This window comes from Roseibium sp. AWQ4_290, from assembly GCF_056160985.1.
This window is the reverse complement of sequence record NZ_JBSWYG010000004.1, coordinates 224,927-241,842: the sequence shown is the minus strand read 5'-3', so window position 1 is coordinate 241,842 and position 16,916 is coordinate 224,927. Positions and strand designations below refer to the sequence as shown.

The window sequence follows — 16,916 nt, the reverse complement described above, 5'->3', positions numbered from 1 at the left end:
AATAATCCTCCTGTTGGAGGTAGGATGGCACGCTCACTCATCAAACTTGCTCAAGATGAGACCGTGGAGGCACGGCGCAAGCTGTTTGCTGAAGTCAGCAGGCTTGTGGCGAACGATCTGGACAAAAGATCGAGCAAGGAACTCGCGCTGTTTGCCGAAGTGATGCTCGAACTGTACAGCATCGGTGCACCTGATGACCGTCTGCATCTGGCGCAAAAGGTCGCCCCGTTTGATCAGAGCCCCCTTAATCTGGTTCTCAGGATTGCCTGTGACGACCTGAAGGTTGCCGAGCCGGTCCTGGCCAGATGTTCCCTGTTGTCGCCGGAGGATCTGCTGGATCTGTCGCAACGCCTGAGCAAGGCCCATCTTCAGGTGCTCGCCCAGCGCACGGACCTGCCCGCAGAGGTGTCGGACCTGCTTGCAGAAAAGGGCGGCACGCCCGTACATCACATTCTGGCAGGCAATCGGGAGATCAAGCTGTCCCGGGAGACCCTGTCGACCTTCACCAGGCTGGCGGCCGATGACACCAAGCTGCGTGACGCCCTTGCCTTGCGCTCCGATCTTTCACCGGCCGCCTGCCGGCAGTTGCTTCCGCTCGTGGATGAAGAAACAAAGCAGCGGCTTCTGGACATCATCGAAGGGGCCCTGTCGAAGGACCAGCTGGATCAGATTGCCCGGCTGAAAGCCCTGCGCAAATCCTTTGGCCACTCCTTGAAGTCACAGGATGTGGGCCAGCTGTGGCGTGAAGCCCAGCGAGCGGACGTCACCCTGGACGAGCTCATGATCCTTTTGCTGCAGGACAACCGCTTCAACCATGCAGTCGAACTGTTGAGCGCCAGAGGACGGATCGCCCTGTCTTCACTGAAGGATGCCCTCTTCAGCGGTAAAATGGATGTGGTGCTGCGCACCGCTGCCAAGGCCGGTCTGCAAGTGCCCGCCTTTGCGCTTTTGGCCAAAGCCCGCAGCACCCATATGAGAATTCCCTCCGCCCAGGGCGGTGAATGGACGTCTGCCTACGCCAAACAACTGTCCGATGCAGCCAAGGCAAAGGAAAACCGCAGCGACGATTTTCAGGCCCGCCGGCGGGTGAAAAAGTCCTGAAGCATCAAGCCGGTTCCCAAATCCGGTCCTTGTCCCAAACTCAACACATCATACCAAGTTCAATTGGATTTGCGCTTTGCTCCCTGAAATCAGAGGGCTCAACATGGAACACAATACGCTTTGAAACCGGATGCGCTCGGCGCACTTTAATATCTTGAAAAACACATGACGATCAGGTGCGGGAACACATACTCGCGGCGACGGCGGTTGACAGGGTCGCTGCAGCATAGAACCAGAGACCTGGCAAAATGGCCGCCGCCGCAAGGCCACTGGTCTTGGCTGCGAACAGAACCAGCGCCACCAGCATCACATCCAGCATCGACCATTTGCTGACCATGGACAGAAGGGCGAGGGATTTCGACCGCCCACCGGTCACCACGACCACATGGATCAGCAGAATCTTGACAGCGGGAAAGCCGATAGAAAAAAGGCCGACAATAGAAGCCAGCGCGACATCGCCCTGCTCCCAGAGCCCGCCAATCATTTCAATCAGGGTGGGCCGCTCTTCCAGAAAGTACAGCCGTTCGAACCGCATCAGCGGCTGGGTCAGCCCCAGCGCAAAAGAGAACGTGGACAGCGGCAGCAACACAGCCAGAAACAAACGCATCGTCAGACCCAACTCCCCGGAACGTGATCGCCGCCTTCACACATGAGGCTCGCGCGGCCTGTTTGCAACAAACAGGCACCGGCACAGGAAAGACAAGCCCGCAAACAACGAAACCCGACCGCCGGATCCCGGCAATCAGGTTTCAAACGGGAAAACCTCCGTCAGGGGGGCACGTACCGGCGCGGGGACCCAAGCCCCCGGGCCGGTCTTTAGCGGGTGCGCGCGCGTGCCGCGACTTCGTCGAGCTGGTCCTGTTCGGCAATTTCCTGTGCCGTACGCTCCCTCTGATGGTCGCGCTCTTCCAGCTGTTCGAATTTCTTCAGTTCCTCGATCGCTTCGCTGAGCTCATCCTGAGCCCGCTGCAGCTGATCGTCCAGCTCATGGGCGGAATTGCGCAGGTTATCCCGCCGGTCCGCCGCCGCCTTTGCAAAAGTCGGATAGGCAAAATGGGTCACATCCGTAATGCCGACGCGTTCCTGCTCGGAGCGGATCTGGTCATCCAGCTCGTCGGCCATCCGGTTAAATTCGGCAATCATGCTTTCGATCTGCGCAAGTTGCCGCCGTTTTTCGTCAACCTGAAACCGCTTCAAGCGGATCAAACTGTCGCGGGTCTTCATAACTCAATACTCCCCTAACATGGGCAGTCTACTCTGGAGTCATTTCCAAAAGGTTGGCGAGTTGCAAATATCCATCAGAAAGTGATGTTGCCTCGTCTTTTCCCTGATTGAGAAAATCATCAATCAGGGCAAACCGGTGAATTGCCTCGTCGACGGTCGGATCCGAGCCCTTGCGATACGCCCCCAGGCGGATGAGTTCTTCCATATCCGTATAGGTCGACAGCAACTGTTTGGCCCGCCGCAGGATCGGAAGCTGCTCCGGCGGCACACAGCGCGGCATGGTCCTGGACACGGATTTGAGCACATTGATGGCCGGGTAACGCCCGCGTTCGGCAATGGCCCGCTCCATGACCACGTGACCGTCCAGAATTCCGCGCACCGCGTCGGCCACTGGTTCGTTGTGGTTGTCGCCTTCCACCAGAACCGTGAACAGGCCGGTGATCGAGCCTTCCTCCGCACGGCCCGGGCCCGCCCGCTCCAGAAGACGGGGCAACTCGGTAAAGACGGTCGGCGTGTAGCCTTTGGACGTGGGCGGCTCGCCGATGGACAGACCGATTTCCCGCTGCGCCATGGCGAATCGCGTCACCGAATCCATCATGCACAGAACATTATGCCCCTCATCACGGAAGTGTTCAGCCACTGTCATGGTCAAATAGGCCGCCTGCCGGCGCATCAAAACACTTTCATCCGATGTCGCCACAACGACAACTGAGCGCGCCAGACCGGCCTCCCCGAGATCATCCTCGATGAACTCCTGAACTTCACGCCCCCGCTCCCCGATCAAACCGATCACCGCCACATCGCAATTGGTGTTGCGCGCCAGCATGGACATGAGCACGGATTTGCCCACGCCCGAGCCCGCAAAGATGCCCATACGCTGGCCTTCACAGCAGGTGACAAAGGTGTTCAACGCCCGGACACCGAGATCAAGCGCGCGCCCCACGCGCTTACGCTCAGAGGCGGGTGGCGGTGCGCTTCGCAATTTGCGAGGCACTCCGCCATTTGGTAAATCCCCTTTTCCGTCAATCGGTTCGCCGAGAGCATTCACCACCCGGCCCAGCCACGCTTCCGCCGGATGAACGACGCTGTCCCGGGAGCTGATCACCGCCTTGCAGCCCATGCGCACGCCTTCCAGACCTGAGAACGGCATGCAAAGCGCATGCCCGTCCCGGAAGCCGACAACTTCCGCCGGAACTTTCGGGTTATCCTCTCCACTGTCGATCAACAGCCGGGAGCCGACACTCATCTCGTGAATGGGCCCGGCGATCTCCACAAGAAGGCCCTGCACCGCAGTTACACGGCCATAAATTTCGGTCGGCATGAGCGAATCGATCTCGGCAAAAAGCGCCTTCAAGGAAAATTCCTTTCACTGTTAACGGATTTGGTAACCGATCGTTTACGACTCTGGTTAATCTTAACCTTTGGAAGGCCCACAAGCGAGAGCCATTTCGAAGTCAAACTGGGTTTGTTGAAAGGAATCTGATCGGAATCGGTTACGCCGATTTGTTAATGTTCAACTTTAAGCTTTATGAATCCAAGTTTTTTTCGGGGATTCAACAAGTTGTCCGTTGTTCACAGATTCGTTTCTTCGGAGCTTGCAGCTACGAATCATAATTTGTTAACCATTAACCGATAGCTTTGAGTCGGGGTTAACAACAGTCCTTCGTAGTCCGGTACCGACAGAGCCGTTGCGACTTGCCCAGGAAAGGCAGAATAAGGGGATTGGCATGCGTGTATTGTTGATTGAGGATGATAGCGCCACAGCGCAGAGCATCGAGTTGATGCTGAAGTCCGAGAACTTCAACGTCTACACGACAGATCTTGGCGAGGAAGGCATCGACCTCGGCAAACTGTACGACTACGACATCATAATGTTGGATTTGAACCTTCCGGATATGTCCGGATATGAGGTTCTCCGCACACTTCGTGTTTCCAAGGTCAAGACTCCGATCCTGATCCTGTCCGGAAACGCGGGCATCGAAGACAAGGTTCGCGGTCTCGGCTTCGGCGCCGACGACTACATGACCAAGCCCTTCCACAAGGATGAGCTGGTTGCGCGGATCCATGCGATTGTCCGCCGCTCCAAGGGACATGCCCAGTCGGTGATCGTGACGGGTGACCTGAAGGTCAATCTGGATACCAAGACCGTGGAAGTCGGTGGCCAGCGTGTCCACCTGACCGGCAAGGAATATCAGATGCTTGAGCTTCTGTCCCTGCGCAAGGGCACGACGCTCACCAAGGAAATGTTCCTGAACCACCTTTACGGCGGCATGGACGAGCCGGAGCTGAAGATCATCGACGTCTTCATCTGTAAGCTCCGCAAGAAGCTCGCTTCTGCGACCTCCGGCAAGAACTACATTGAAACGGTCTGGGGCCGTGGCTACGTTCTGCGCGAACCGGAAGTGGAAGCCGCCGCCTGATCCATCGGATCACCACACAGAATTTAAAAACCCCGGTCTTTCGGCCGGGGTTTTTGCTGTGAAGATTTGCGCCTTTCTGAGAGCATGCCGCGTCATACAGATTTCAGCCGGTTTGTCTTAGCGTTGAAATCTCTGATTTCAGGCAGCAGAACATCCGGTGACAGGCGGTGTGATCTCAAAGGGACATCTGATAAGAGGCCGGCACATAGCGGTAGCCGCTGCCGTCTTTGGCCACATATCCCACTGCCGGGAACGGCATGTGGTAGCCGACAAAGGGGATCTTGTCCGCAGCCAGCATGTCGAAAACCGATTTGCGGGTGGCAGCAGCAGCTTCCTTGTCCATGTCGAACCGCACTTCCCAGTCCGGGCGGGCCAGCGACCAGACATAATGGTTCGCCGTATCGGCTGCCAGAAGCAGCTGTTGCCCGCCGCTTTCCAGCATGTAGACCATATGGCCAGGCGTGTGCCCATGGGCACCCACGGCCGTAATGCCCGAGGCGACAGCGCCGCCATCGCCGAGAAACGTCATGTTTTCGGCCAGCGGCTTGACGTTGCCGGCGACCAGCCTGGTCACCCCATTGGCCTCAGGATCCATGCCCGACCAGAAGTCAAACTCCTTCTGGCCCGTCACATAGCGCGCATTGGCAAAGGCCGGGGCGCCGCCTTCCATCAACCCGCCAATATGATCGGGATGCATATGGGTCAGGACCACGATATCGACCTGTTCGGGCGTATAGCCTGCACTTTCCAGCGCAGCCCGCATGTTGCCACGCGCCGGACGGCCACCCTCGCCCACGCCGGTATCAAACAGAACCAGTTCATTGCCCGTGTTGACCAGGGTCGGTGTGAAAAAGGCCCTGAAACTGTCCGCCGGAATGAAATTGTCTGCAGAGGTTTGGGCGAAGGACTGCGCATCCACATTCATACCGAAGGTTTTTTGCGGCTCGGCTACGGCCACCGCACCGTCCAGCAGTGTATTGACCTCAAACTCCCCCACCTGATAGCGGGCGACAGGCGCAGACAAAGCTCCCTGCTTATCCGCAGCGGCCAGCGCAACGCCGGATGTGGCCAGGCCAGCCCCGGCCAGTCCGGCTCCAGCCCCCATCAAGGCGGCGCGGCGTGTCAGGTTCACAGTCAGGCTCATATTTTTCCCTCCAGCAGGAACGTTGGTGTCCGCGGGGCCCTCAGCTTCGCATGCCGGTCACGGTTCACCGCAACCAGCAACCACAGGCAAGCACCCGCTTGTTTCACACGGACTATGTGGAGCAAAGCTCTGGAAAGAAAAGATCCCGTGCAGGAGAGCGGCGGACTGCAGAAACAGATCCTCCGCCCAATGGCAGCGAAACTTCCCCAGAGGGATCAGGTTTTTAGCGTGAAACACCGCCTCCCGCCACGCTGTGAAACCGCAATGCAGGCGGGCGCTCACCAATATGTGAACACAAGGGAGGTGCCAGCGCCGGATGCGTCCAGTCCCCCGCCAAAACAAAAGGGCGGTCGAAAGACCGCCCTTTGCAATTCCATCTGGAAAAATATCAGACCAGCCGGAGGCCTAGCGGTGGAACCCCGCTCCACCACCAACGGCCAGTTTCGGACGCGGTGAGGTTCCGGTGGCGGCCTGGACGGCCGCCTTTTTCTGGAAGAGGCCGCGCTTGCCAGCGACCGGCTTGAACGCATCGGTCAGACCGACGACCGTTTCGGCGGCCCCCAGAACCAGATAACCATCATCGGGCAGGCACTTGGCCAGCCGGCCCAGGATCTCCGATTTGGTGGGCTGATCGAAATAGATCAACACGTTCCGGCAGAAGACGATATCAAATTCGCCAAGATGGGAGAAATTCTCAAGCAGGTTGAGCTTCTTCCACTCCACCATGGCCCGCATGGCAGCATTGATCTGCCACATGTCGCCCTTCTGGTCGAAATATTTCAGCAGCATCTGGATCGGCAGACCCCGCTGGACTTCGAACTGGCTGTAAAGACCGGCTTTTGCCTTTTCCAGAACCTCCTGTGACAGGTCGGTGCCCAGAATGCGCGTGCACCAGCCCGCCATCTTCGCCGCTTCTTCCTTCAGGCAAATGCCCAGAGAATAGGGTTCCTGTCCCGTCGAGGCCGCAGCACACCAGATCTTGAGCTGGCGGCGGGAGGCCCGGGCCTCCAGAAGCGACGGCAGCATGGTGTCCCGGAAATGGTCGAACGGGGTCTTGTCCCGGAAGAAAAACGACTCGTTTGTCGTCATGGCTTCGATGACGTCGGTCTCGAGTGCCTTGTTGGTGCCCCGCTGCAGGGTCTGGATGACCGCGCTTAAGGTTTCCAGCTTCGAGCTACGGGCAATCGGCTGCAGACGGCTTTCCACCAGATATTGCTTGTCGTTCGAAAGCACCAGGCCGGACCGGGTTTTCAGGAAAGTCTTGAGGAATTCGAACTCGCTCGGAGTCATCTTGTATTCCCCTTCAGTACGCGAGAAATCTTCGGCCCAATCTGGTTCAACGGTAGAATGTCACTGCACATGCCGGTTTGAGCAGCAGCTCCCGGCATCCCCCAGACAACGCTGGTAGCTTCATCCTGCGTGATCACGCTGCCACCACCGGACGCAATTGTCTTGACCCCGTAGGCACCGTCATGGCCCATGCCGGTCAGGATAACCCCGAGGCTTGCGGACCCATAGACCTTGGCAACACTGTCAAAGAGCGGGTCGACTGCCGGTTTGCAGAAGTTCACCGGCTCATCATCCGTCAGACGGATTTTGACAGCCCCGCCATCCTTTTCCAGGATCATATGTTTGCCGCCAGGGGCAACATAGATGTTTCCGGGCTTGAGGGTTTCACCGTCTTCGCCTTCCTTTGCCGGGCGCAGGGCAGCCTTGCCCATATGTTCGGCCAGGATGGCGGTAAAGGTCGGCGGCATGTGCTGCGTGATGACCACGGGCACATCATTGATCGCGGTGCCCGCTTCCTTCATGACTTCCTGAAGGGCCTGAGGCCCGCCGGTAGATGAACCGATGGCCAGGATACGCGGCCGGGCAGAGGAATAGGGGCGCGTCTTGAGACCGGCTTCCGTTTTGGCGGCTGGCTGCGCAGCCCCGCGGAAACTTGCGCGCGTGTCGGTTGCCGGACGGCTGGAGACTGGCCTGACCGGCAGGGCCGTCTTGCCCGCACGGGTTTCGGCACGCATGGTCCGTGCCGGACCGCGCATGCGGATGGCCCGGGCGCCAAGCGCCTTTACCTTTTCGATCAGCTCGCGGCGGAAATCGACGGAGGTGGTGACTTCGGAAGTCGACTCAGGCTTTGGCACATAGTCGGCCGCCCCGAGAGACAGGGCCTTCAGACTGATCTCCGCATTGCGTCGGGTCAGTGTGGACGCCATGATGACGACGAGGTCACGTTTTTTGGCCAGCATCAGCGGCAAAGCCGTCATGCCGTCCATTTCAGGCATTTCGATGTCGAGAACGACAACGTCAGGATCACTTTTTTCGATGTCTTCAACGGCCAGTTTGCCGTTGCGCTGGGAGCTGACAACTTTCAGTCCCTTGTCTTCGCCGAGCCAACGGGTCAGCAGACCGCGGATGACGACTGCGTCGTCAACAACCATTACTTTGATGGGGTCATTACCTGGGTTGGTTCCCAAGGAAACGTTTCTTTGTGCAAATGCCATTTAGGACCGCCCAACTGAAGCTAGATGAGACCAACTTCCTGAAACTTGGCTTCGACGATCTCCCGGTCGAAGGGCTTCATGATATATTCGTTTGCGCCGGCACGGATCGCGCGGGCGATATGGGCCACATCATTTTCCGTCGTGCAGAATACGACGACCGGGTTTTCACCGCCCTCTTCAGCCCGCAGGCTGGTCAGGAATTCCAGGCCATCCATCACTGGCATATTCCAATCCAGAAGAATGGCGTCCGGCATGGTTTGCTTACAGGCGTCAAGCGCCTGCTGACCGTCTTCCGCCTCCACAATCTCGAAGTTCATATCTTCGAGAATACGGCGCGCTACCTTACGGATGACACTGGAGTCATCAACTACAAGGCACTGTTTCATCTGGCATTACTCCACTCGTTGGCCTGTTGGCCGTTATGCTGCCGCCATAGGTTCTGTAAACATTGATCCAAGCAAGCGGTCCACATCCAGGATCACCATCAGCTTCCCATCCAGACGGTGCACACCGCCGGAGATTTCCGCCCAGCGGCGATCCAGGTTGGACGGGTTCGGCTCGGCGGAGGCGCTGGTCAGTGTCAGCACTTCCCCTACCGTATCAATGACCAGCCCGTAGCTTTCCTGCTTGTATTCGATGCCGACAGCCATCATCTGCTCGTCTTCCAGCGGCGGCAGATGCAGGCGGCGGCGCATGTTGATCGCGGTGACAATGCGTCCGCGCAGATTGAGCACACCGGCCACTTCCGGGGCCGACATGGGCACCCGGGTCACGCTTTCCGGAACGAACACGTCATGGACCTGGGAGATCGGCAAACCAAAGAGCTGGCCCCCGATCACCACGGTCACATACTGGATCATGTCGCTGGCAGTGGCAGCGTCCTCATTGAGTTTATGTTCCAGCACACTCATGCTGCAGCTCCCAATTCATTGGAGAAGACATCTTTAAGGGCCGCGATCAAGCCGGGACGGTCGAACTTGGCGACATAGTCGTCAAACCCGGCCTGGCGGCCGCGCTCGATCGAGGCCGGGGTCACCAGCGACGACAGCGCAAGGATCGGAACCTGCCGGAAACGCGGGTCACGCCGGAGCGATTCACAGAACTCGAAGCCGTTGATTTCCGGCATTTCGATGTCGCTGACAATCGCATGGAACTTGTCGCCGTTCTCCAGAATCTCGAAGGCCTGCTGCGGTCCGATACAGGTGGTCACATCATACCCGGCCGCCTTGAGAACCGGCGTCAGCATGTTGCGGAAGAAGGCGGAGTCGTCGACGAAGAGAACCTTCTTCGTCAGCGCTTCGATGTCCATCTCCTTGCGCATGAACCAGTCTTCAAAGGCCTGTGGCAGATAGTAGCCAAGATCGATGATTTCGGTTGCACGTTCCTTGATCACCGCAGAGCCGAGAATGCCGAGGCGTTCCGAGCCGACTTCGATGTCCAGGCGGTCTTCGACAATGTCAACGATCTCGTCGACCACGAGGCCCATGGAGCGGCCGGAGTCGGAGAACACGAGCATCGGCTGCGTGCCTTCCGTCTTGTGGCAATCGCCGTCGTTGACATAGACCAGCGGCATGAGCGCGCCGCGGTACTGAACCAGATCCCGGCCATTCGAGCGTTCGATCTTGGAGACCTCGAATTCTTCCAGGCGGGTGACCAGGGACAGCGGCACAGCCTTCGGCTCCGGCGCCCCGGCCCGGAAGAGCAGCATCGAGATTGCGTTCTGGCCGGTCATGGCCTTGCGATGCAGATCTTCATTGTCTTCTTCCTGGCTCTCGGCCACCGCGCTGGACGCATGGCTTGCCATGGCGCCTGCAATGCCGTTCGGGTCGATGATCATGATCACCGAGCCATCGCCGAGAATGGTATTGCCGGAGAACATGTCGAGATTGCGCAGCATGGTCGACATCGGCTTGACGACGATTTCCTCCGTGTGGAAGACCCCGTCAACCACAACACCGAAGGTCTGACTGCCGACCTGCATAACAACGATGAAGCCGTTGTCGGAGCTGATCGCCTGCTCGACATCTTCACCTTCATAGATACCCAGAAGCTGGGACAGATGCACCAGCGGCAGCAACTTGTTGCGCAAGCGCAGCACCGGGGTGTCCTTGATGCGCTCGATGCGGTGCTCCGAATTCGCCTGAACCCGCACAAGTTCCACGACCGAAAGCTGCGGAATGGCGAACCGGTCACCGCCCGCTTCCACAATCAAGGTGGAGACAATGGCCAGGGTGAGCGGGATCTTGATGATGAAGCTGGAGCCCTTGCCCGTGGTCGAGCGCAGGTCAACCGTGCCGCCGATCAGCTCGATGTTGTTGCGCACAACATCCATACCGACACCGCGTCCGGAAACGCTGGTAATGGCGGCAGCGGTGGAGAAGCCCGCATGGAAGATGAATTTATGGATCTGGGAATCCGTCATCTTCTCGACTTCGGCTTCCGTTGCAAGACCGCGTTCAACGACCTTCGACTTCACCTTGTCGACATCGATGCCCTTACCGTCGTCCCGGACTTCGATGATGATGTGGCCGCCTTCATGATAGGCTGCAAGGGTGATCGTGCCTTTTTCAGGCTTCCCAGCCGCCCGGCGGTCTTCCGGCAGCTCCAGACCATGGTCGGCGGAGTTGCGGACCATGTGGGTCAGCGGGTCCTTGATCATTTCAAGGACCTGGCGGTCCAGTTCCGTATCGGCGCCGATCATTTCCAGTTCGATCGGCTTTTCCAGTTCCTGGCTCAGATCGCGCACGATCCGCGGCAGTTTCTGCCACGCATTCCCGATCGGCTGCATCCGGGTCGCCATGACCCCTTCCTGCAGCTCAGCCGTCACGTTGGACAGGCGCTGCAGCGGTACCTTGAATTCGCTGTCTTCATGACGGCGGACAATTTCAAGAAGCTGGTTCCGGGTCAGCACGAGCTCGGAAACCATCGTCATCAGATGTTCGAGCGTGTCGACTGCAACACGGATGCTCTGGTTGGAAACACCGCCTCCGGCAGCTTTCTTCTCAGCGCCACCCTCCGCCTTTTTGGCGGCGGCCGGTTTTGCAGGTTCGGGTTTGGCTTCCGCCTTGGCAGCAGGTGCAGGCGCAGGGGCCGGAGCAGGCTCCTCGACCTCATCCGCAGCCTCTTCGGCTTCTGCGGTTTCCGGCTCGGCGACCTCAACCTCTATTTCCGTCTCACGGAACGCCCGCTCAAGTTCATCCAGGGAGACTTCCCCGGGGCGCAGCGGCCGTTCAAGCGCCTGATCAGCAGCGTTTTCCTCAGCAGCCTCTTCGGCCGGGGCCTCAGCTTCGGCTTCCGCCGGCGCGCTTTCCGCCGGAGCGTCGGCTTCTCCTGCCATTGCCTTGTCGGCCTTGGCGGACATCTCTTCCAGATTGCCGATCAGCTCGCTGTCGTCGCCTTCCGGCTCCTCACCTTCGGCAGCTTCCAGCTCACCGAGGATGTCCTTGATCTGGTCGATGGAGACCAGAATGAGCGAAACCGCCTCCTGGGTAACCGGAGCGCCGTCACGGAATTTGCCCATAAGGGTTTCGGCCGCGTGCGCAATCCCTTCCAGCCGGGGCAGACCCAGGAAGCCGCAGGTACCCTTGATGGTGTGTACCAAACGGAAAATGTTATCAAGAATAGTAGCGTTGTTCGGTTCCTGCTCGAACTTTACGAGCTCAACGTCAACAACATCGAGACTCTCATTGGTCTCGGTAATGAATTCCCTGAGGAGGTCGTCCATGGCCTGCTCTCACCCGACTTGTTACTGGTTCCGCATCCCGAAAGGGACGTCTGGACCGAAAGTCCATGAGAGTAGGTTGACCTCAAAGAGTTAAGATACGCTGAAACGTTTGCCGACTTTTGTTCCGGTCGACTAGTTCTTGGGCAGGGCCGTAATTTTTACGCAGTCTTCTTGCTTATCTATCGTTAATACCATGCCTGACTCACGGGCGAGAAGCAGTGTATAGATCGGCTGAACCGAGTGAGCATCCACCCGTTCAGGCTCCTGTCCGTCAAGGGTTTCCTTCATTCCGAGCGGAATACGCGGGTTAAGCCCGCTCGCCTGGAGGGTAAAGGACGGCGATTGCGGATCGCCCTCCATCTCGACCTTGATTTCGCCCCCCCGCGGTACGCACTGATTGGCGATAAGAATGAGATTTAAGAGAAGTTTGACATAATTTTTCGGCATTAAGTGCCGGGTTACTTGCCAAACTAGGTCGGATTTTTCGTTTTCCATAAACCCTGTGGCAACTACCTGCGCGTCACCGAGGTCAATCTCCGCACCGGCCGACCCCGCAGCCCCAAAGGCAAGACGGGCGAATTGCAGCTTTGCCGAGGCCTGGCGCGCGCTTTTGCGGATCAGGTCCATCGCAAAGTCGCGCATATCCTCCGAGCCCTCCTCATCGAGAACCTCAAGACCATTGGTAATGGCCCCGACCGGACTGATGATGTCATGGCAGACACGGCTGGCGACCAGAGCGGCGAGATCAAGTGAAGACAGCTCTTGAAGTGCGGACATGGCGTTGCGAGGCTCTTTTGCAGGGTCTAAGCAGAAAAACTGATTCGAGATCGTCTGACCAAGGGTTACACATCCACAAAGCGCCTGCCAAGGCAGCCCCGGACGGCAATTCGGGTCTTCCAGATGAAAGTTGCGGATTTCGCGAATTTCCGGCGATTTTCTGCCGTAGGGGAAGTTAAATTTCACTCCTCTGGAGTGCATCCTACCCTTGCAGCGTTGTCTTGCGCCTCTTTAAGAAGCTGGGTTCCGTTCACGATAAACAGGAACCGGTTCACGATTGAATAGAAGAACACCAGCCGCCCTTCGACCACCGCATAGATGAACGGGCTACCCGCAGCCGCATAGCCTTCTGACAATGCGTAGCCGCCGCACCCGGCAAAAAGCGGCGCATAGGTTTCCGGATTGCGCTTGAACGCCGCCATATTGCCCTGATTGACAAAGAGCCATTCGGCCCCGCCCCATTGCAGCTCAAAGCGCCGGTCTCCCTTGCGCGGCTTGCCGTCGACAAAATAGCTGACCGGATCGTGCCCGCCGATGGCATAGCCGGTGATGGAATCAGGAACAAAAAGCTGGGGACGTGCTGCCACAGTCCCTGCAAATCCCGCCAAAAGGACGGCCATTGCCAGGCAAAGACACATCCATGTCTTTTTTTCAGGCCAGCTTTTCATCGATTCGGCTTATGTAGGTGCAAAGTCATGGGCGAATCAGCATGATTCTGATTCAGTCTAGGCCACAGGGTCTCAAATGAGAACGCACGGCCTGGGGATATTGCGTGACCCGGCAAGGCTTCCGGCCGACAAAAGGAGTGTTTTTAAAATGGAACAAGGGTCCTGGCGCCTGGCGCCCTGGCTACACGCCGCCTTTTTCTGTCTGATCTTGATGGCCGCGCCCGCGCCGTCTCTTGCCCAAACCTCCGGATCTGAGCCGATCCCGTCCAACCAGACCTATGACGAGGACGAGATCCTGAAAACCGGCCATGAGTTTTTCGGCGCCGTCTCCGGCGGGCTGGCCTCGGTTTTCGAAAAGGCCTTTGCCCGGTTCGGTGAGCCCAACGGCTATATTCTCGGGGAAGAAGGCTCCGGCGCCTTTGTGGCAGGCGCCCGCTACGGCGAAGGCCATCTTTACACCCGCAACGCAGGCAACCACAAAATCTTCTGGCAAGGCCCTTCGGTTGGCTGGGATTTCGGCGCGGACGGCGCACGGGTGATGATGCTGGTCTATGGCCTGCCCAATGTGGATGCGATTTACGACCGGTTTACCGGTGTCAACGGTTCTGCCTATCTGGTGGGCGGTGCCGGCATGACGGTTCTTCTCAAGGATGAGGTCGTTCTTGTTCCCGTAAGGGCAGGAGTCGGGGCCCGCCTCGGTGTGAATATGGGCTATCTGAAAATCACACCGAAGCCGACATGGAACCCGTTCTGAGTTAAAAGATTAACGGTCTGCCGGTCTAATGTGCGGGAAGACTGTAGTTTCTAGCAGCCTTGGCGGCAGCACGGCTGTGGTCTAAAGGTAATAGAAGGGGCTTGGGAAAGCGACCGGGAGCCTGATGTGATCGAAGCGGCAATGTATGTGGCACTGGGATTTTGCACGGCCAGTCTGATCGGCCTTTCAATCCTGCCCGCCTTTTACCGCCGGGCGGCCCGCCTGACGGAGGAGGCTCTGCGCGCAGTCAATCCGACCAGCTATGCCGAAGTCCGAGCTGCCCAGGATCAGCAGCGCGCGCGCCACGCGGTCGACCTGCGCCGGGTGGAGCAGCAGCTGGAGGAAGAGCGGGCCAAGGCCGCGAAACACCATCTGGAAACCTCCCGTCTGCGCACCGAAATTGCAGCGCATACCAAGGCCCATGAAGCCGAGACCGCGGACCTGAAACAGCAGTTGGACCTTTTGAAGGGGGACGAAAAGGCGGTCGATCTTCTGACCGCCGAAATAAAGACCCTCAAGGACAAGCTTGCGGACTCGGAAAAAGCCCTCGCCGACAGCTGGAAGGCGGAACCGGAGAAGACAGACGCCCCGCAGCCGGACAAGCCCCGCGACAGCGGCCACGACTGGATGCCGGCCGTCGACACGATGGCGCTTGCCACCATTACCGGTCTGGAGGCAGAGGTTGCCACCTTGAAGGCAAAACTGGCGAAACTGGAGCCGACGGTCACCTCCGAAATCGAAGCGTCTCTGGCAGCCGACTCCAAGAGCCGGCTGGCGGAGCTTGAAACCCAGCTGATCGATACGGAAGCAAAATATGTCGCTGCGCAGGCGGAAGTCACCCGCCTGTCACTGCTGGTGGAGTCCGGCACAAGCGGAGAGACTGATGCCCGCAACGGTTTGACGGCCCAGATCGAGGACCTGACCCGGAAGAACATCCAGCAGCAGGCGGACCTGACCAGCAAGGAACGGGTGCTGGAGCGGATGAAAGGCCAGGTGGAAAAACTTCAGAACGACCTGACCGACAGCCCCGCCCTGAAAGATCTGCGGCGGGATTTCAAAGCTCTGGCCGCCCGGATTGCCGTGGCCGGGGACGCGCCGGTCACCATTGCCAAATCGACTGCCCCGGCAAGCGCTACAAGGGCGGAAGCCGCTGCGGACATTCCTGCCGCCAAACCTGCGGCTGCGGACAGCACCTCCAAGGCCGCGAAAGATCAGGAGCGTGCTCCCTCCTCTTCGCCCACCCTGTCGCCTTTTGAGGTGGCCGTGAAATCGAAACGCGCCGAAAGCCCGGCCCATGCGGCTTCCGGCGCAGGCGCGGCCATTGGTACAGCCTCATCCGCTCCGTCTGCGGACAGCCTGAACTCCGCCGAGATCGCCTCGGCCGCCGAGGCTCTGGTCAGCCGGATTGTGGCCTCGAACCGCCGAAAGGACGGCGCTGCGAAAGCCGACACGTCCAAGAGTGACAAGGCGGGGGGGCCTGTGGCCAAGGCCAAGAGCACAACCCGGGCAGGCAAAGGGGCGAAAAGCAAATCCATAAAACAAAAAAAGATGGATGTGGCTTGATCTTAACGCATGGGACCGGTCATTTAGAGGGTAACCTCAAAAGAGCCTGAAGAGCCTGCTGTCCATGCTGATTGAACGCCACAACGCCATTTTGGAACTTGCCCGGCAGGTGGGCCGTGTCAGCGTCGAGGATCTTGCCAAACGCTTTGAAGTCAGCCCCCAGACAATCCGCAAGGACCTGAACGAGCTGTGTGAACGGCGCCTGCTGGCCCGCACCCATGGCGGTGCCTTGCTCTCCTCAGGGATCGAGAATGTCGGTTATGAAGCCCGCCGGATCATTTCAAGCAAAGAGAAGGCCGATATAGGCGAAAGCGTCGCTGCACTCATTCCGGACAACACCTCCATCTTCATCAATATCGGCACCACCACGGAGGCCGTTGCCCAGGCGCTGCTCCAGCACCGGGGCCTGATGGTGATCACCAACAACATCAATGTCGCCAGCTTAATGCGCGGCTATTCCCAGATTGAAGTGGTGATTGCCGGCGGTGTACTGCGCCATGCCGATGGCGGTATTGTCGGCGAGGCGGCTGTCGATTTCATGCGCCAGTTCAAGGTGGATTTTGCCGTGATCGGCGCCTCCGCCATCGACCCGGACGGATCCCTGCTCGATTATGACTACCGGGAAGTCAAGGTGACCAAGACAATCATGGACAATGCCCGCCATGTCATTCTGGCCGCCGACAGCACGAAATTCGAACGCACCGCACCGGTGCGGGTCGGCCACCTGTCTCAGGTCACCACCTTTGTCACCGACCATTGCCCGGATCCCGGCTTTAAGCAGATCGCCGCCGATGCCGAGGTCAGGCTGATCGAAACCGGACCGGAGCCCTTGCCGGAAGACGGCTGACAACACGGCGGCCCCGAGCTGGGGAAGAGCTGTGGAGATCCTGTGACAAATTTTTGGAAAAGAATGGCACGCCCAACGGGACTCGAACCCGTGTTTCCGCCGTGAAAGGGCGGCGTCCTAGACCGCTAGACGATGGGCGCGCATGACTTGAAGCCATGTCGGTTTCAAGCCGAGGACCGAGCGTATAAGG

At 58.6% G+C, this 16,916-nt stretch carries 16 protein-coding genes and 1 tRNA gene; 5 read left to right on the top strand and 12 right to left on the bottom strand.

The genetic code is table 11. The annotated features are described in order from the left end of the window. Window positions 1–24: 24 nt before the first annotated feature. Window positions 25–1,101: a DUF2336 domain-containing protein gene (locus ACXAH0_RS06145; RefSeq protein WP_475189734.1), complete on the top strand. Its 1,077-nt coding sequence runs from the start codon at window positions 25–27 to the stop codon at window positions 1,099–1,101. A gap of 172 nt (window positions 1,102–1,273) precedes the next feature. Here ACXAH0_RS06145 and ACXAH0_RS06140 read toward each other — a convergent pair whose 3' ends face one another. The 3 genes from ACXAH0_RS06140 to fliI all read right to left on the bottom strand — a co-directional run bounded on the left by ACXAH0_RS06140 (window position 1,274) and on the right by fliI (window position 3,679). Further along, window positions 1,274–1,708: a paraquat-inducible protein A gene (locus ACXAH0_RS06140; protein WP_475189732.1), complete on the bottom strand. Its 435-nt coding sequence runs from the start codon at window positions 1,706–1,708 to the stop codon at window positions 1,274–1,276. A gap of 209 nt (window positions 1,709–1,917) precedes the next feature. Continuing rightward, entirely contained in the window at window positions 1,918–2,325 is a 408-nt protein-coding gene (gene fliJ, locus ACXAH0_RS06135) for a flagellar export protein FliJ (RefSeq protein WP_475173747.1), read from the bottom strand. Window positions 2,326–2,353: 28 nt separating this feature from the next. Next, window positions 2,354–3,679, bottom strand: coding sequence for a flagellar protein export ATPase FliI (gene fliI / locus ACXAH0_RS06130; protein WP_475189730.1), 1,326 nt, complete (start codon window positions 3,677–3,679; stop codon window positions 2,354–2,356). A 373-nt stretch (window positions 3,680–4,052) separates the two neighbouring features. Here fliI and ctrA point away from each other — a divergent pair, with 373 nt between their 5' ends. Then, on the top strand, window positions 4,053–4,745 hold the full coding sequence (ctrA, locus tag ACXAH0_RS06125) for a response regulator transcription factor CtrA (RefSeq protein ID WP_029064643.1): 693 nt from the start codon (window positions 4,053–4,055) through the stop codon (window positions 4,743–4,745). Between the two features lie 175 nt (window positions 4,746–4,920). Here the strand turns inward: ctrA and ACXAH0_RS06120 are convergent, their stop codons facing one another. From ACXAH0_RS06120 to ACXAH0_RS06085, 8 genes are all read right to left on the bottom strand, one after another. Next, on the bottom strand, window positions 4,921–5,889 hold the full coding sequence (locus ACXAH0_RS06120; RefSeq protein ID WP_475173737.1) for an MBL fold metallo-hydrolase: 969 nt from the start codon (window positions 5,887–5,889) through the stop codon (window positions 4,921–4,923). A gap of 405 nt (window positions 5,890–6,294) precedes the next feature. After that, window positions 6,295–7,179 carry a CheR family methyltransferase gene (locus ACXAH0_RS06115; protein ID WP_475189728.1) on the bottom strand — a complete coding sequence of 295 codons (885 nt, stop codon included), beginning with the start codon at window positions 7,177–7,179 and terminating at the stop codon, window positions 6,295–6,297. Then, window positions 7,176–8,393 (bottom strand): protein-glutamate methylesterase/protein-glutamine glutaminase, encoded by a 1,218-nt coding sequence (locus ACXAH0_RS06110; RefSeq protein WP_475189725.1) that lies wholly within the window; start codon window positions 8,391–8,393, stop codon window positions 7,176–7,178. The genes ACXAH0_RS06115 and ACXAH0_RS06110 overlap by 4 nt, the downstream gene beginning before the upstream one ends. Before the next feature lie 20 nt (window positions 8,394–8,413). Further along, window positions 8,414–8,779, bottom strand: coding sequence for a response regulator (locus ACXAH0_RS06105; protein WP_475173730.1), 366 nt, complete (start codon window positions 8,777–8,779; stop codon window positions 8,414–8,416). A gap of 33 nt (window positions 8,780–8,812) precedes the next feature. After that, a complete protein-coding gene (locus tag ACXAH0_RS06100) occupies window positions 8,813–9,304 on the bottom strand; it encodes a chemotaxis protein CheW (protein WP_475173728.1) in 492 nt (163 codons plus the stop codon). Then, window positions 9,301–12,117, bottom strand: a complete 2,817-nt coding sequence (locus tag ACXAH0_RS06095; protein WP_475189724.1) for a hybrid sensor histidine kinase/response regulator — start codon at window positions 12,115–12,117, stop codon at window positions 9,301–9,303. The genes ACXAH0_RS06100 and ACXAH0_RS06095 overlap by 4 nt, the downstream gene beginning before the upstream one ends. 132 nt (window positions 12,118–12,249) lie before the next feature. Next, window positions 12,250–12,894: a histidine phosphotransferase ChpT gene (chpT, locus tag ACXAH0_RS06090; protein ID WP_475173863.1), complete on the bottom strand. Its 645-nt coding sequence runs from the start codon at window positions 12,892–12,894 to the stop codon at window positions 12,250–12,252. Between the two features lie 182 nt (window positions 12,895–13,076). Further along, entirely contained in the window at window positions 13,077–13,481 is a 405-nt protein-coding gene (locus ACXAH0_RS06085; RefSeq protein ID WP_475173723.1) for a YHS domain-containing (seleno)protein, read from the bottom strand. Window positions 13,482–13,710: 229 nt separating this feature from the next. On the opposite strand from ACXAH0_RS06085, the gene ACXAH0_RS06080 reads away from it, so the two are divergent. From ACXAH0_RS06080 to ACXAH0_RS06070, 3 genes are all read left to right on the top strand, one after another. Next, a complete protein-coding gene (locus ACXAH0_RS06080) occupies window positions 13,711–14,316 on the top strand; it encodes a DUF1134 domain-containing protein (protein WP_475173721.1) in 606 nt (201 codons plus the stop codon). A gap of 126 nt (window positions 14,317–14,442) precedes the next feature. Further along, window positions 14,443–15,879: a hypothetical protein gene (locus ACXAH0_RS06075; protein ID WP_475189721.1), complete on the top strand. Its 1,437-nt coding sequence runs from the start codon at window positions 14,443–14,445 to the stop codon at window positions 15,877–15,879. A 64-nt stretch (window positions 15,880–15,943) separates the two neighbouring features. After that, window positions 15,944–16,726: a DeoR/GlpR family DNA-binding transcription regulator gene (locus ACXAH0_RS06070; protein ID WP_475173715.1), complete on the top strand. Its 783-nt coding sequence runs from the start codon at window positions 15,944–15,946 to the stop codon at window positions 16,724–16,726. Window positions 16,727–16,790: 64 nt separating this feature from the next. On the opposite strand, the gene ACXAH0_RS06065 is transcribed toward ACXAH0_RS06070, so the two are convergent. Next, a tRNA-Glu gene (locus ACXAH0_RS06065) sits at window positions 16,791–16,866 on the bottom strand. Window positions 16,867–16,916 lie beyond the last annotated feature (50 nt).